At 67.7% G+C, this 14,381-nt stretch carries 17 protein-coding genes; 8 read left to right on the forward strand and 9 right to left on the reverse strand.

The window, feature by feature from the left end; translation table 11 throughout:
- Positions 1-370 (forward strand): ABC-type transport auxiliary lipoprotein family protein (locus VHB27_RS18045; protein ID WP_325603061.1); only part of this gene is annotated, 370 nt, incomplete at its 5' end.
- 74 nt (positions 371-444) lie between these two features.
- Here the strand turns inward: VHB27_RS18045 and VHB27_RS18050 are convergent.
- From VHB27_RS18050 to VHB27_RS18070, 5 genes are all read right to left on the reverse strand, one after another.
- A complete protein-coding gene (locus VHB27_RS18050; protein ID WP_325603063.1) occupies positions 445-1,203 on the reverse strand; it encodes a haloacid dehalogenase type II in 759 nt (252 codons plus the stop codon).
- Positions 1,204-1,223: 20 nt separating this feature from the next.
- Entirely contained in the window at positions 1,224-2,507 is a 1,284-nt protein-coding gene (gene hflX, locus VHB27_RS18055) for a GTPase HflX (protein WP_408904020.1), read from the reverse strand.
- Positions 2,508-2,572: 65 nt separating this feature from the next.
- Positions 2,573-2,866, reverse strand: coding sequence for an RNA chaperone Hfq (gene hfq, locus VHB27_RS18060; protein WP_325603069.1), 294 nt, complete (start codon positions 2,864-2,866; stop codon positions 2,573-2,575).
- Between the two features lie 117 nt (positions 2,867-2,983).
- Positions 2,984-3,634 carry an HAD family hydrolase gene (locus tag VHB27_RS18065; RefSeq protein WP_325603071.1) on the reverse strand — a complete coding sequence of 217 codons (651 nt, stop codon included), beginning with the start codon at positions 3,632-3,634 and terminating at the stop codon, positions 2,984-2,986.
- On the reverse strand, positions 3,631-4,863 hold the full coding sequence (locus tag VHB27_RS18070; RefSeq protein WP_325603073.1) for a hypothetical protein: 1,233 nt from the start codon (positions 4,861-4,863) through the stop codon (positions 3,631-3,633). Before VHB27_RS18070 ends, VHB27_RS18065 begins: the two co-directional genes overlap by 4 nt.
- 363 nt (positions 4,864-5,226) lie before the next feature.
- Between VHB27_RS18070 and lipA the strand changes: the two genes are divergently transcribed.
- The 4 genes from lipA to VHB27_RS18090 all read left to right on the forward strand — a co-directional run bounded on the left by lipA (position 5,227) and on the right by VHB27_RS18090 (position 8,520).
- Positions 5,227-6,252, forward strand: coding sequence for a lipoyl synthase (lipA, locus tag VHB27_RS18075; protein WP_408904021.1), 1,026 nt, complete (start codon positions 5,227-5,229; stop codon positions 6,250-6,252).
- Entirely contained in the window at positions 6,252-6,695 is a 444-nt protein-coding gene (locus VHB27_RS18080) for a type II toxin-antitoxin system RatA family toxin (protein WP_325603075.1), read from the forward strand. The genes lipA and VHB27_RS18080 overlap by 1 nt, the downstream gene beginning before the upstream one ends.
- Positions 6,696-6,749: 54 nt before the next feature.
- The gene (locus VHB27_RS18085) at positions 6,750-7,775 is read left to right on the forward strand and encodes a threonine aldolase family protein (protein WP_325603095.1); all 1,026 of its coding nucleotides are present in this window, start codon (positions 6,750-6,752) and stop codon (positions 7,773-7,775) included.
- A 148-nt stretch (positions 7,776-7,923) separates the two neighbouring features.
- Complete coding sequence (locus tag VHB27_RS18090) at positions 7,924-8,520, forward strand: TMEM175 family protein (RefSeq protein WP_325603077.1); 597 nt, start codon at positions 7,924-7,926, stop codon at positions 8,518-8,520.
- Positions 8,521-8,605: 85 nt separating this feature from the next.
- On the opposite strand, the gene VHB27_RS18095 is transcribed toward VHB27_RS18090, so the two are convergent.
- Positions 8,606-8,878 carry a DUF6295 family protein gene (locus VHB27_RS18095; protein ID WP_325603079.1) on the reverse strand — a complete coding sequence of 91 codons (273 nt, stop codon included), beginning with the start codon at positions 8,876-8,878 and terminating at the stop codon, positions 8,606-8,608.
- Complete coding sequence (locus VHB27_RS18100) at positions 8,878-9,621, reverse strand: dienelactone hydrolase family protein (RefSeq protein ID WP_325603081.1); 744 nt, start codon at positions 9,619-9,621, stop codon at positions 8,878-8,880. Before VHB27_RS18100 ends, VHB27_RS18095 begins: the two co-directional genes overlap by 1 nt.
- 179 nt (positions 9,622-9,800) lie before the next feature.
- On the opposite strand from VHB27_RS18100, the gene VHB27_RS18105 reads away from it, so the two are divergent.
- The gene (locus VHB27_RS18105; protein ID WP_325603083.1) at positions 9,801-10,268 is read left to right on the forward strand and encodes a hypothetical protein; all 468 of its coding nucleotides are present in this window, start codon (positions 9,801-9,803) and stop codon (positions 10,266-10,268) included.
- Here VHB27_RS18105 and VHB27_RS18110 read toward each other — a convergent pair.
- Positions 10,237-11,088: a formate/nitrite transporter family protein gene (locus tag VHB27_RS18110; protein WP_325603085.1), complete on the reverse strand. Its 852-nt coding sequence runs from the start codon at positions 11,086-11,088 to the stop codon at positions 10,237-10,239. The two genes, VHB27_RS18105 and VHB27_RS18110, sit on opposite strands and share 32 nt — an antisense overlap.
- A gap of 160 nt (positions 11,089-11,248) precedes the next feature.
- Here VHB27_RS18110 and VHB27_RS18115 point away from each other — a divergent pair, with 160 nt between their 5' ends.
- Both VHB27_RS18115 and VHB27_RS18120 read left to right on the forward strand, forming a co-directional pair.
- Positions 11,249-12,775, forward strand: coding sequence for an acyl--CoA ligase (locus VHB27_RS18115; RefSeq protein ID WP_325603087.1), 1,527 nt, complete (start codon positions 11,249-11,251; stop codon positions 12,773-12,775).
- Positions 12,772-13,749 carry a 2-dehydropantoate 2-reductase gene (locus VHB27_RS18120; protein WP_325603089.1) on the forward strand — a complete coding sequence of 326 codons (978 nt, stop codon included), beginning with the start codon at positions 12,772-12,774 and terminating at the stop codon, positions 13,747-13,749. Before VHB27_RS18115 ends, VHB27_RS18120 begins: the two co-directional genes overlap by 4 nt.
- Before the next feature lie 10 nt (positions 13,750-13,759).
- Here the strand turns inward: VHB27_RS18120 and VHB27_RS18125 are convergent, their stop codons facing one another.
- A complete protein-coding gene (locus VHB27_RS18125; RefSeq protein WP_325603091.1) occupies positions 13,760-14,326 on the reverse strand; it encodes a hypothetical protein in 567 nt (188 codons plus the stop codon).
- Positions 14,327-14,381 lie beyond the last annotated feature (55 nt).

Raw genomic sequence — 14,381 nt, forward strand, 5'->3', positions numbered from 1 at the left:
CGTGACGACCGACACACCGGTGAAATCGCCGCTGCGGCAGGTGCTGGTGGACGTGGCCACGTTCGAGCCGCGGGCGGACGGCACGATCGTGCTGTCGGCGCAATGGCGGCTGACGGACGGATCGGGCGACCGGCAACTGGCCGGGGAAGCCGTCACGCTGACCGGGCAGGCGGCGGACATGAGCGACCCGGCGATCGTGGCCGGCATGTCGAAGGTGGTCGATCAACTGGCGCTTCGGATCGCGCAGGGAATCCGGAACGCCGGCGAACCGCCGACGCGACGGGGCAAGGGCCAGTGGGGCAAGGGCCAGTGGGGCAAGGGCCAGTGGGACAAGGGGCAGTGGGGCAAGGGGCGGTCCGCGGGGCGCTGAGCGTCACGACCGGGACGAGGCACCCACGGTCCCGTCGTGAAAAAATCCGGGTCGTGATCCGAAAAACCGCGGGATCAGAAAACCCCGCGCCCGAAAACCCCGCGCCCAAGCAGATCCGGCAACGCCGTCAACGCCCTGATCACCGCGGCGGGCGCGCAGCCCAGCCGCTCCGGTTGGGTCCGCAGCGCCTTGAACATCGCGGCCGGACCGATCGGACCCCCGGTCAATTCCGTCCGCAGCGCGTCCCCCGGCACGCGCTCGATGCGCGCGACCCGCAGCCCGAAACTGGTTGCGCCGGCGATGTCGAACCCGTTCGAGGAGACGAACACCACCTCCTCCGGCGCGACGCCGAGGCGTTCTTCGATCAGCTCATAGGCATGCGGATGCGGCTTGAAGACCCGTTTCGGATCCACGCTGATCACCATGTCCAGCAATCCGTTCAACGGCGAGTTCCGCACCAGCGAATCCAGCATCGGCTGCGACCCGTTGGACAGGATCGCGCGGCGATACGGGCCGAGCGATCGCAGCGCCTCTGCGGCCTCGGGGTAGGGGGTCAGCCGATCGTATGCGGATACGAGTCGGTCCACCGTCGCCGGGTCGGCCGTCAGCCCCAGCGTTGCCAGCGTGTATTCGAACGAATCGCGCGTCACCGCGCGGAAATCCTGCCAGCGCCCCATCGCCGTGCGCAGCCAGGAATACTCAAGCTGCTTCTGCCGCCAGACCTGGGTGATGTAGTCCCCATGGCCAGGGAAGGCGGCTTCGGTCGCCGCCGCCACCGAGTGCGTGTCGTACAGCGTGCCGTAGGCGTCGAACACGAAGGCCTTGATCGTCATCCGCCCCTCCCTGCCGCTGCTTACCGGCGCTCGAACCGTGCGCGATCGGCCGGAAGCAGCCGCACTTTCATATGCACCACCGAATCCTCGTCGGCACGTTCGATGACCTCGCCATGTTCGTACAGCCAGGCCAGGCGGGCGCCGTCGGCGGGCGGGATGTCATAGTCGAGCACGTCCATCCCGGCGGCGATCCGCACGTCGATGGCAGCCTTCAGCGCCTCCAGCCCCTCGCCGGTCATGGCCGAGACGGCAACGCAGCCGGACCGCGACGGCACGTCCCGCACGCCGCCCAGCAGATCGGCTTTGTTCAAGACCTCGATCGTGCGGTCGGGCCAGTCGGGATCGAGCGTGCCGTCCGTGACCATATCGCCCAGGACCGTCATGACGTCCGACCGCTGTGCCGCCGTCTCCGGATGGGCGATGTCGCGCACGTGCAGGATCACGTCCGCCTCCGCCACCTCCTCCAGCGTCGCTCGGAAGGCCTCGACCAGTTCGTGCGGCAGTTCGCTGATGAAGCCCACCGTATCGGACAGGATGACGCGGCGTCCGGACGGCAGGCGCAGGCCGCGCATCGTGGGGTCCAGCGTCGCGAACAACTGGTCCTTCGCCATCACCTCGGCCCCGGTCAGGGCGTTGAACAGCGTGGACTTGCCGGCGTTGGTGTAGCCGACCAGCGCGATCACGGGGAACGGCACGCGCTTGCGTGCCGAACGGTGCAGGCCGCGGGTGCGGCGGACCTGCTCCAGATCTTTCTTCAGCCGTACGAGGCGTTCGTCGATCAGCCGGCGGTCCGCCTCGATCTGCGTCTCGCCGGGGCCGCCGAGAAAGCCGAAGCCGCCACGCTGCCGCTCCAGATGGGTCCAGGACCGCACCAGGCGGGACCGCTGGTACTCCAGGTGCGCCAACTCGACCTGCAGCGTGCCTTCGCGGGTCACCGCGCGTTCGCCGAAGATGTCGAGGATCAGGCCGGTCCGGTCGATGACCTTGCAGTCCCAGGCGCGTTCCAGGTTGCGCTGCTGCACCGGTGTCAACGCGGCGTCGACGACCACGACGTCGATGCGTTCATCGGCGATGGCGCGGCCCTGCGCCTCCACCTGGCCGTCGCCCAGCAGGGTGGACGGCCGGCGCGCGCGCAGCGGCAGGATGGCGGTATGGACGACGACCAGCCCGATGGATGCGGTCAGCCCCACGGCCTCGGCCAGTCGAGCCTCGGCCGCGCGCGGCTGTTCGGCGCCATGTTTTTCCCAGGGGAGGATGACGGCGGCACGGGTCACCCCCGCGGAGGGATCGGTTCCCCCCGTCAGCCGCCGGTCCGGACCGCTGGACAGATCGACGACGTTGGTCGATCCCGCATGAGGAGCGCGCGTTTTCAGTCGTCGCCCACCACGGTCGTCATCTCGCGCGCGGGGGCGGCCGCCGCGCCCTCGACCTTCGTTGCGTCGAACAACTGGATCGGCGCGCCGGGCATGACGGTGCTGATGGCATGTTTGTATACCAGTTGGGTATGCCCGTCGCGCCGCAGCAGAACGGAAAAATTGTCAAACCAGGTGATGATCCCCTGCAGTTTGACACCGTTCACAAGGAAAACCGTTACCGGCGTTTTGCTTTTCCGCACATGGTTCAGGAAGACATCCTGAACATTCTGCGATTTCTCGTTGGCCACGGCCAAATTCCTTCTTGTTTGTGCCTCCGGCATGCGCCGTGAGGAAGTTCAGTTCATCAAAAACCCGGCGGGTCGTGGCACGGCCGCCGGCGTCCCTACTTTATCAGGCGCACCCCCTCAGGCAAGGTCACGTAACCGTGACGCCAGGGATACTGCATCCGCGAAATGGATATCCGGTGCGGCCCGTTCAACTCCCCCGTCATGGGCTGCGTCGCCGATCAGAACGGCCGTGACGCCGGCGGAACGGGCCGCCTGCATGTCCAGGGCCGTGTCGCCGATATACCAGGTATCACGGCCAGGCGCTCGGCCGAGCCGGTCCAGCGCCATCAGCAGCGGAGCCGGATCGGGCTTGTCGGCGGTGGCGTCGCCGGCGCCGACCACCGGACCGAAGAACCCGGACCAGCCCAGATGCGCGACCTCCCGCCGCAGGAACGCGCCGGCTTTGTTCGATACCACGCCTTGCGGCCAAGGCGTCCCGGCGGACAGCACGTCCGGGACGCCGGGCATCGGCGCCACATGGTCGAGGTGCTGGCGGGTCAGCGTGTCGTAGAAGATGTCGCGCGCATGCTCCCAGCGGTCGCCGAACATGACCGGGAAGGACTCGCGCAGGGACACGCGGACGCGGTTCCGCGTGTCTTCGACGGTCCAGAGCGGATGGCCGAACGCGGTGAACGTGGCATTCAGCGCGGCGGTGATGCCGGCCCAGCCATCGACCAACGTGTTGTCCCAGTCATACAGCAGGATGCCGGGGCGGGGCGCCGCGCTCATGGGCCGGTCGGGGCGGCCGGCGCCGAGCCCGCCGAACCCCGTGCGAGGCCCGCGAGGCGGAACAGGACCAGCGCGTTGGCGCAGACCTTGAGCCAGCCTTCGAACGACAGGTCGTGGGCGTTGTCGTCGGGCGCGAACCGGTCGATGTAGCCTTTCAGCAGGCCGGGCATCAGGACCTCCACCGTGCCGGCGGGGCGGTCGCGCCGGGCCGGAACGACCCAGAGCAGGGTGATCGGGCTGCGTTTGTTGAGCGCCATATGGAGGGGGAGGATCTCCTCCTCGGTCACCGAAGAGCCGAATTTATAGACGAAGATCTTTTCCGACCCGTCCAGTTCTTCCATGAATTTCCGTCGCAGGAACTTAAGCCGGGCGGATTCCTGCTCCCGCATCAGCCAGACGCTGCGTTGCCCTTCATAGACGAAGGTATGATACACGAGCCCGTATCTCTTCTCGTGGATCATGTATTCCTTGCGGTCGGTCCCTTCCAGGCGGGGATCGATGTCCTCCTGCTGGCCCAGGCCGTCGAACCCGGTATCGATGCCGCGGATCAGGTTGCGCATGAAGGTGCTGGAGAACCGCAGCAACCCCAACGGTTCGGAATCGCAGCGACGCTGCCACAGGCCGAACTCGCAGTTCTCCCCGACCGATTCGAACCGCATCGCGATCTCCGGGATCGACAGGCCGGCGCGGCTCGCTGCCCACGCCGCGACGTCGTCCACGCCGCGCGCCTCTTCGGCGCTGGGCGCCAGCATGAGGCCCGGCGGCAGCACCGCGGCGTTTCCGTTCGCCTCCGCCGTCACGCTGTGCAACTTCACCTCGGACACCGCGAACGCGAGGTTGCGGTCGTCGTCCGCCGCGGCGAAATCCTTCGGCCGTGCCGCGTCGGGGTGCTGGAGGATCACCACCATCCGATCCGAACGTCTGGCGAGGGCGCCGGGGATCCGGTAGGCGAGCAAGGTGGGACGCGACAGGTTGGTCGACCCGAGCACCGTATCGTTCACAGAAACGATCAGCCGCTGGCTGGGAACCTCGGGGGGATGGACAAACGGAATGATGTCCAGCGTCAGGATGAACTCGTCCCCGGCGCCGACGCGCGGGAAGACGAGGTGGCTTTCGGCCTCGATCCCCCAGGTGAAATCCGGTTCGGAGCGCGCCCAGCCGCCGCCTAGATAGCCGAGGCTATTGCCGGCGGAACCAAACCTGATCGTCAGATCACACGCGATACCCATGCCTCAGACCAGATCGCCAAGCGGAGAGTGGGACGAAAGCGCCTGATGAAACGGACGCCCGACTATTCAACAAAGTTGGTCTTCATATTTGATGAACCGCCGAAAAGGCAAGCAACCATGCTGGAGGATTTCAAGCGCAGCGTCTCGGGGCTGGAGGACGTTTTTTGTTGAATGCTCATTTTGGGCTGAACTCTCATGATATGATACAGTCTGCCGGCGATTTGTCCAGTAATGTACGCCCTGTGTTATTTTTTCCGGTTCTCACTGTGCCGAGATGGCGTGAAACGCCCCGCACGGACGGGATGTCCAATCGCCGCTTGACGCCCCCTGCCCGGGTGATCACATCTTCGCCGCATGGCGAAAATCCGTCTTACCATCGATCATCGCGGGACTGAAATGGCCGGCGCCGGGCCGGCCGTCCCGCCGCCTGGCGCCGGCATGGTCCAGCCGCCGCGCCACCCGGAAAAGGCGCATCGGCCGGACAACCCGATCCAGCGCAAGCCAGCGTGGATCAGGGTCAAGGCGCCGACCCATCCGATCTACCACGAAACCCGCACCCTGATGCGCGACAATCGGCTGGTGACGGTGTGCGAGGAAGCCGCCTGCCCCAATATCGGGGAGTGCTGGTCCCAGCGCCACGCCACCATGATGATCATGGGCGATACCTGTACCCGCGCCTGCAGCTTCTGCAACGTGCGGACCGGCCAGCCGGCGCCGCTGCAGGCCGATGAGCCCGACCGCGTCGCCGACGCCGTCGCGCGGCTGGGGCTGCGGCATGTCGTCATCACCTCGGTCGATCGCGACGACCTGCCGGATGGCGGGGCCGACCATTTCGCCCGGGTCATCGCCGCCATCCGCGCCGCCGCACCCGGCACGACGGTCGAGGTCCTGACCCCCGACTTCCTGCGCAAGCCCGGCGGCGCCGAGACCGTCGCCGCCGCCCATCCCGACGTCTTCAACCACAACCTGGAGACGGTGCCGCGGCTGTATCCCGGCATCCGGCCCGGTGCGCGCTATTACCAGTCGCTGCGCCTGCTGGACCGGGTCAAGCAGATCGATCCGACGATCTTCACCAAGTCGGGCCTGATGGTCGGCCTGGGCGAAACGCGTGCCGAGATCATGCAGGTGATGGACGACCTGCGGATCGCCGATGTCGACTTCCTGACGATCGGCCAGTACCTGCAGCCGACGGTCAAGCACGCCGCCGTCGACCGCTTCGTCCCGCCCGAGGAGTTCGAGGACTACGCCGCGATCGCCCGCGGCAAGGGCTTCCTGCTGGTCTCGGCGACCCCGCTGACCCGCAGTTCCTACCACGCCGATGACGATTTCGCCGCGCTCCGCGCCGCCAGGGAAGCCGCGGTCAGAGTAGCCGACGCGCAGCCTGCCTGATGCCCACGCATGCTGAGCGGCAGGTCGTCCCGTATACGCCGGAACAACTCTTCGACCTGGTCGCCGATGTCGGCAAGTATCCGCAGTTCCTGCCCTGGTGCGTCGCCGCGCGCGTGCGCAAGCAGACCGCCACGGAACTGGTCGCGGACCTGACGATCGGCTTCGGGCCGTTCCGCGAGACCTTCACCAGCCGCGTCAGCCTCGATCGTCCGCGCAAGGTGGTGGTGAGATACGAAAACGGTCCATTCCGGTACCTGAACAACCAGTGGGAGTTCCTGCCCCATCCGGACGGCACCGAGGTCTCGTTCTTCGTCGATTTCGAGTTCCGCAGCCGCATCCTGCAGGCGGCGATCGGCGTCGTGTTCAACGAAGCGGTGCGGCGCATGGTCAACGCCTTCCGCAAACGGGCCCGCGACGTCTATGGTGTGCCCGTTACGTCATAGAGAGCGTGTCGCATGGTTTTTGCCCCGCCCCGTCAGGACCGGTCGTTGCCGCCGGTGCGCGTCAACCTCTACTCCGACACGCAGACGCGGCCGTCGCCTGCGATGAAAGAGGCGATGATGCGGGCCGAGGTCGGCGACGAGCAGCATGGCGACGATCCGACGATCGATGCGCTGTGCGACCGGATGACCGCGCTGACCGGCAAGGAAGCGGCGATGTTCCTGCCGTCGGGGACGATGTGCAACCAGGTTGCGATCCTGACCCATTGCCGGCCGGGCGACGAGATCCTGGCGCATGAGCACAGCCATATCCTCATCAACGAAGGCGGCGGTCCCGGCGCGCTGGCCGGGGCTTCGGTCCGTGGCCTGAGGGGCGCGCGGGGCATGTTCGACGCCGCCGCGATCGACGCGGCGTGGCTGGAGCCGCGGCGGAACGCGCCGCCGCAGACGCTGCTGGAAGTCGAGCAGACGGCCAATGCCGGCGGCGGTTCGGTCTGGCCGCTGGAATTGCTGACCAGCGTGACCGACGCCGCCCATCGGCGCGGCATGCGCACCCATATGGACGGCGCTCGGCTGATGAACGCCGTCGTCGCCAGCGGCGTGGCGACGCGCGACATGGTGGCGGGATGCGACAGCGTCTGGCTGGATTTCACCAAGGGCCTCGGCGCGCCGCTGGGCGCGGTGCTGTGCGGGCCGGCGGATTTCATCGACGCCGCATGGCGGTGGAAGCAGCGGCTGGGCGGTTCGCTGCGGCAGGCGGGGATCTGCGCCGCGGCCTGCCTGTACGCGCTGGACCACAATGTCGACCGGCTGGCCGAGGACCACGCCAACGCCCGCACCCTGGCCCGCGGCCTGGCGCAGGTTCCCGGGCTGGCGGTGGAAGAGCCGGAGACGAACCTGGTGTTCTTCGACACGTCGGCGACCGGGCTGACGGCGGACGCGCTCGCGGACCGCGTGCGGCTGGAAGGCGTGATGCTGTCGACGGTGGGGCCGTATCGCGTGCGGGCCTGCACGCACCTGGACGTGGACGCCGAAGGGGTCGATTACGCGATGCGGATGATCGGGAAAGTGCTGGGGCGGTAGGGGACGTTCCGGAAGCGATCGCCTGGCGTCCCGACGCAGGGGCGATCTCGCTTCCGCTCCCTCGTCATGCTTCAGGTCCTTGTTTGACCGCGCGAGACCCGCGGCGAGTCCGCTCCGGTCATCGCGCTCCAAGACGGGAGAACCGACGGTGCGCGCAGCGTCCCCCGAGCGGCTGAGTGTCTTCTCGGACGGCATCTTCGCCGTCCTGATCACCGTGCTGGTCTTGGACCTTCGCCCGCCCGAGGACCCCACCTTCGCGGCGCTCCTTTCGCTCTGGCATGTCTGGCTCAGCTACGCGGTGAGCTATCTGTTCATTGCGATCGTCTGGACCAACCACCATCACCTGATGCGCTATGCCGTCGAGGCGACGCCACGGCTGGTGTGGTTCAACTTCGGGCATTTGTTCTCTGCGTCCCTGCTTCCGCTCTCGACCGCCTGGATGGCGGTCAGCAAGCTTGGGGCGCAGCCTGTCTCGTTCTATGCCGCGATCTTCTTCCTCGTGAACGCGACCTATGTCCTGCTGATTTGGGAACTCATCAATCCGGCCGAGAAACCGATGCCGCGCGTGCGCAAGGTGATGCTGCTGCGCGCGGTTGCGACGCTATGCCTGTTCGGCGGCGCGGCGCTGATCGCTTTGAAATATCCGCTGACCGGACTCGGGATCTGCGTTGCCTGCCTGGCCGTCTATCTGAAGCCCGCGGCGGGATCGCCCGAGGCGGGAAGCACGAAGCGGATTTCAAGCTGACGCCGCCGGGCCATGACGGAAGGTCGACGGCGGGTGTCGGACACGCGCGGGAGACGGCACCCCCGGACCGGCGATCGACGTCCCGTCACCGGTGCCGTGCGCTCTCCTCCCGTTCCGCCGCGGCGATGGCGCGGGTCAGCGCCGCGTTCAGGGCCTTCGCCGAGTCCAGCGTCAACTCCACCGCCGCCCGCGCGCCGGGACCCAATGCCGTGTTCAGGAAGTCGATGACGATCGCTTCCTCCAGCAGCGCGTGGTGGGGGTGGTCGTATGACACGACGGCCTGTGTCACCTGAAACCACCCATCAGCGCCCCGGCCGTGGCCTTCGGCGCTGATGACCTCGACGATCGAGGTGCACATCAGGCGGTGTATTTCTTCAGGAACGCGAACACTTTCTGCCAGCCGTCCAACGCCTGCTCGATCCGGTACATCGGTCGGTCGTAATAGAAGAAACCATGGCCGGCACCATCGTAGCGATGGAACTCATAGGTCTTGCCATGCTTTTTCAGCTCTGCCTCGTGCCGGTCCACCTGTTCGGGGGTCGGCGCCCGGTCCTCGTTGCCGAACAGGCCCAGCAGCGGACAGGCCAGGTTCGCGGTGAAATCGATCGGCGCGGCGGGTTGTTTCGAGGTCAGTTCATCCTTGCTCATGACCACGCGGCCGCCCCAGAGTTCCAAGGCGCATTCGATGCTTTTCGTGTGGCAGGCGTACAGGAACGTGTGCCGTCCGCCGGAGCAGGTGCCGAACACGCCGGCTTTGCCGTTCTGCCATGGCTGGGATTTGAGCCATTGCACCGCGCCCTCGGTATCGCCGATCACCTGGGAGTCCGGCACCCCGCCCTCTGCGCGGACCTTGGCGGCGACGTCGCCGGGATCGCCGGTGCCGGAACGGTGGTACAGGTTGTGACTGATCGCGGCATAGCCGTGATGGGCGAATTTGCGCGTCGCCTCGCGATACCATTCATCCCAGCCGGGCAGGTGGTGGATCAGCACGACGCCCGGGAACGGGCCGGGCCCGAGGGGCCGAGCGGCATAGGCGGTGATAGGCTGGTTCTTGTCGCCGACGATGCTGACGGTTTCGGCGATCATCCCTTCATAGGCCATTGCGGGAACCTCCCCATTGAATGACGTCCGGATACTGGTCGTGACGGGCCGCGCGATCAATCCGCGCCCTAAGGCGCCGCCGGCCGATCCCGGCCACGGACCGAAAGCCAAGGCGGATTCATCCTTTCTTAGCAATTCGCCGCTACCGTCCGTCGCGATCAATCATTCGAGGCCCATTGATGAAGCGGTTATGCATTGTCGTTCTGCTGGCGGGTGTCATCCAGCCCGTCTTCGCCGAGGAGTCGGCGCCCAAGCACACCCACATGTCGTGGGAGGAACGCTTCAATCAGGCGAACGTGACGCATGACGGCCATCTGACGCTGGATCAGGCCAAGACCGGCTACAAGACCGTCGCCCGGCATTTCCGCGACATCGACACCGAAGGCAAGGGATTCGTCACCGAGAACGACATCCGCGCCTGGCACGCCCTGCAGAAAGCCGCCCGCCACGGGCAGGGGGCAGAGGACCCGCTGCGTCCCCGGCCCGCCTTCAGCCGCTATAGCCCGGACCAGCAGCGCGGGGTGCCCGACGCCAACCAGACCATGCTGACCCCGCAGCCGGCCCAAATCCCGGCCCAAATCCCGGCCCAAATCCCGGCGATGATCCCCGCGATGGTCAACCTCGATCATCCGGTCCAGGCTCACTGAGCCGTTCCACGACCGGCGCATGGTTCAGCAGCGCCGCGAGGATCGTTCCGCCCAAGGAATTGCCGATCAGTACCGGCAGCAGGAACCGCGTCAGGTAGTCCGTGCCGGGGGCCAGTCCGCTCCAGACCGCGAAGGCGGCTTCGGTGGAACCGGCGATGATGTGCGGAAACTGGCAGATCGCGACGACGTAGGTCAGCAGGATGATGATCAGGGGCCGGCTGGGACCCGCGCCCGGCAGCAGCCAGACCATCAACCCGATCAGCCAGCCGGCGAACCCGCCCAGCAGCACCGTGCGGCCGAACGGCTGCGTCATGACCTGACCGGCGATCTGGCGCATCGCCTGCTCCGTCGCGTCGGGAAACGGGTGCGCCAGGGCAACGATCGTGGCGAAGACCCAGGTCGCCGCCAGGTTCCCGATCAGCACCACGGCCCAGACCCGCACCGTCCCCAGCGCCATGGCGCGTGTCGGCCGCGTCAGCGCCGGGATCATCGCGGTCAGCGTCGTCTCGGTGAACAACTGCTGCCGGCCCAGGATGACGATCAGGAATCCCACGCTATACCCGAAGCCCGAAACCAGGTGGGTCCAGCCCGCCTCGGGCAGCGCCGCCTGGATGAAGGCCTGCACCAGGAACGAGAAGCCGATCGACAGCCCCGCGGCGAGCGCCGACAGGGCGAGGCCCGTGGTCGAGCGCTCCAGCTCTTCCTCGCCTTGGTCGCGGACGATCTCGTGGATGACGATCGCGCCGATCGGCGCGCCCGCGGCGGCCTGGCGGCGTTCCTTGCGGTCGAGATGCGGGGAGGCTTCGCCGGCTTCGGCCATGGTTCGGTCCCATCGATGAACCGGACTTAACGCGCCCCGATCCGGATCGTTGCCGGCGCGCATGGTCTCCTGCCTGTCCGGTCCCTGGTCTCTTGCCTGTGCGGGCGCTTCGTGCTTTTGCGCATGCAACCGACAACCAGGCGTCTTCGCGGAGGATTGGATGACCGAATACCCAGCCAATACGGTGGAAGTCCTGCTGGAGAAAGGCGCCGACACGGCCCCTGCGATCGGCGCGCCGGGCAGGCCGTGGCTGACCCATGGCGGCCTGCGGGCACTGGCGAAGCGCACGGTCGGCGCGCTGAACGGCATGGGCATCGGCCGCAACGACCGGGTCGCGCTGGTGACGCCGAACGGGCCGGAAGCCGCCTCCAGCTTCGTCGCCATCGCCTGCGGCGCCACCACTGCCCCGCTGAACCCCGCCTACAAGGCCGAGGAGTTCGATTTCTACCTGAGCGACCTCAACGCCAAGGCGCTGGTGGTGCTGGCCGGCATGGACACCCCGGCCCGCGCCGTCGCCGCCGCGCGCAACATCCCGGTGGTCGAGCTGGTTCCCGGCGAGGCGGCCGGCGACTTCACCCTCGGCGGCGCCGGGCCGGGCGGCACGCCGGCGAATCCGGGGATGGCCCAGGCCGAGGACGTCGCGCTGGTGCTGCACACCTCGGGCACCACCTCGCGGCCGAAGATCGTACCGCTGCGCCACATCAACGTGACCGCCTCGGCCTATCATATCGCCGAGACGCTGGCGCTGACGCCGGACGACGTGTGCCTGAACATCATGCCGCTGTTCCACATCCACGGGCTGATCGCGGCGACGCTGTCCAGCCTCGCGGCCGGCGCGGCGGTGTCCTGCACGCCGGGCTTCAACGCGTTCCGCTTCTTCACCTGGTTCAACGAGGTCCGCCCGACCTGGTACACGGCGGTCCCGACGATGCACCAGGCGATCCTGGAACTGGCGCCGCGCAACAAGGCGGCGATCGAGGCGGGGCGTCTGCGCTTCCTGCGGTCGTCGTCGTCCTCGCTGCCCGGGCCGGTGATGCAGGCCTTGGAAACGGCGTTCGGCGTGCCGGTGATCGAGGCCTATGGGATGACCGAGGCCTCGCACCAGATGGCCTCCAACCCGTTGCCGCCCCGCTCGCGCTTCCCCGGCTGTGTCGGGATCGCGTCCGGCCCCGACATCGCGATCATGGACGAAGCGGGCAATCTGCTGCCGCCGGGCGGGCTGGGCGAGGTCGTCATCCGCGGCCGCAACGTCACCGCCGGGTACGAGAACAACCCGTCCGCCAACGCCTCGGCCTTCACCAACGGCTGGTTCCGCACCGGCGACCAGGGGGTGCTGGACGAAAAGGGCTATCTGCGCCTGACCGGGCGGCTGAAGGAGCTGATCAACCGCGGCGGGGAGAAGGTGTCGCCGCTGGAGGTGGACGAGATCCTCTCCGACCACCCCGCCGTCGCGCAGTGCCTGACCTTCGCCATGCCGCACGCCAAGCTGGGCGAGGAAGTCGCCGCGGCCATCGTGCTGCGCGAAGGCCAGACGGTGAAGGACACCGAATTGCGGGAATTCTGTTCGGCCAAGCTCGCGGCGTTCAAGGTGCCGCGGAAGATCGTCTTCCTGCAGGAGATCCCGAAGGGCGCCACCGGCAAGCTCCAGCGCATCGGCCTGGCCGAGAAGCTTGGCCTGACCGCATGAAGGTCGCGATCTTCGGCGCCGGGGCGATCGGCGGCTTCATGGGCGTGAAGCTGGCCCAGGCCGGCGTGGACGTGACCTTCATCGCCCGCGGCCCGCACCTGGCGGCGATGCAGGCCAACGGCGTGACGCTCCGGTCCGGGGGCGGGAGCGTGACCGTCCGGCCGCGCTGCGTCGGGTCGGCCGGGGAAGCGGGGATCCACGACTACGTGGTGGTGACGCTGAAGGCGCACGGCCTGCCCCCGGCGGCGGCGGCGATCGCCGCCATGATGGGGCCGGACAGCGCGCTGGTGACCGGGATCAACGGGATCCCCTACTGGTATTTCTACGGCCTCGACGGTCCGTACCGCGACCGCGTGGTGCAGAGCGTCGATCCCGGCGGGACACTCTGGGACGTGCTGCATCCGCGCCACGCGATCGGCTGCGTGGTCTATCCGGCGGCCGAGGTGGTCGAGCCGGGGGTGATCGAGCACACCTATGGCGACCGCTTCACCCTGGGCGAGCCGGACGGGTCGCGCAGCCCGCGCATCGAGGCGCTGTCGAAGACCCTGATCGCCGCCGGCCTGAAGGCGCCGGTCCGGCCGAAGATCCGCGACGAGCTATGGGTCAAGCTCTGGGGCAACCTGGCCTTCAACCCGATCAGCGCGCTGACGATGTCGACGCTGGACCGCATCACCGGCGACGACGGCCTGCGGACCCTGTGCCGCGGCATGATGCTGGAGGCGAAGGCCGTCGCCGAAGCGCTGGGCGTGCGCTTCGCCATCGACGTCGACAAGCGCATCGCCGGCGGGGCGGAGGTCGGCGAGCACAAGACCTCGATGCTGCAGGACCTGGAACGCGGCCGCCCGATGGAGATCGACGCGCTGCTGGGCGCCGTGGTCGAACTGGGCGAGGTGGTCGGGGAGGCGATGCCGCTGTGCCGTTCCGTCCTGGCGCTGGTGCGGGAGCGGGGACGGCAGGCGGGGTGCTACGGGTAGCCGCCGCCGATCACATCCGCCGCCCCATCACCGCATCCAAGCCCAGCGCTCGGCCTGGCGGGTCGATGACGAACAGCGCCTGGATCATGACCAGGAACATATAGGTCCATGGCCACTCGCCGGGGGCCGAATACAGCCCGAGCCAGAGATTGAGCCCCATGAGCAGGCCGAGCAGGGCGCCAAGGCGGGAGAACGCGCCCAGCATGAGGGATACGCCGATCGCGACCTCGATCGCGTAGACCAGGGGGCCGAACAGCGCCAGGTTCGGCAGCACGACGGTGCCGACCAGGTCGCCCTGCAGCGGGATGGCGGCATGGGCGACCTGTTGTTCCATCCAGTATTTCAGGCCGTCGAAGTTCGGCGGGATCTTCCACAGCGACTGCTGCCACCACATCGCGCCCATCAGGAAGCGAAGCCCCGCGATGCCGAGGATCCGGCCGCTCCGCTGGCTGGGGTCGATGCGCCAGGCGCGAATGGCGATCACGACCGCCACCAGGATCAGCAGCCAGAACACCGGCGTGGTCCAACGGGGCTGCGTCAGGAATGCCAGCAGATCCGCGAGGGGATTGGGGCGCATGCCGATCGCTCCTTGTCGTCAGTCTCTACACTACCCGGTATGCCACGGTTGCTGT

The sequence above is a fragment of the Rhodopila sp. genome, assembly GCF_035548235.1.
GTDB lineage: Bacteria > Pseudomonadota > Alphaproteobacteria > Acetobacterales > Acetobacteraceae > Rhodopila.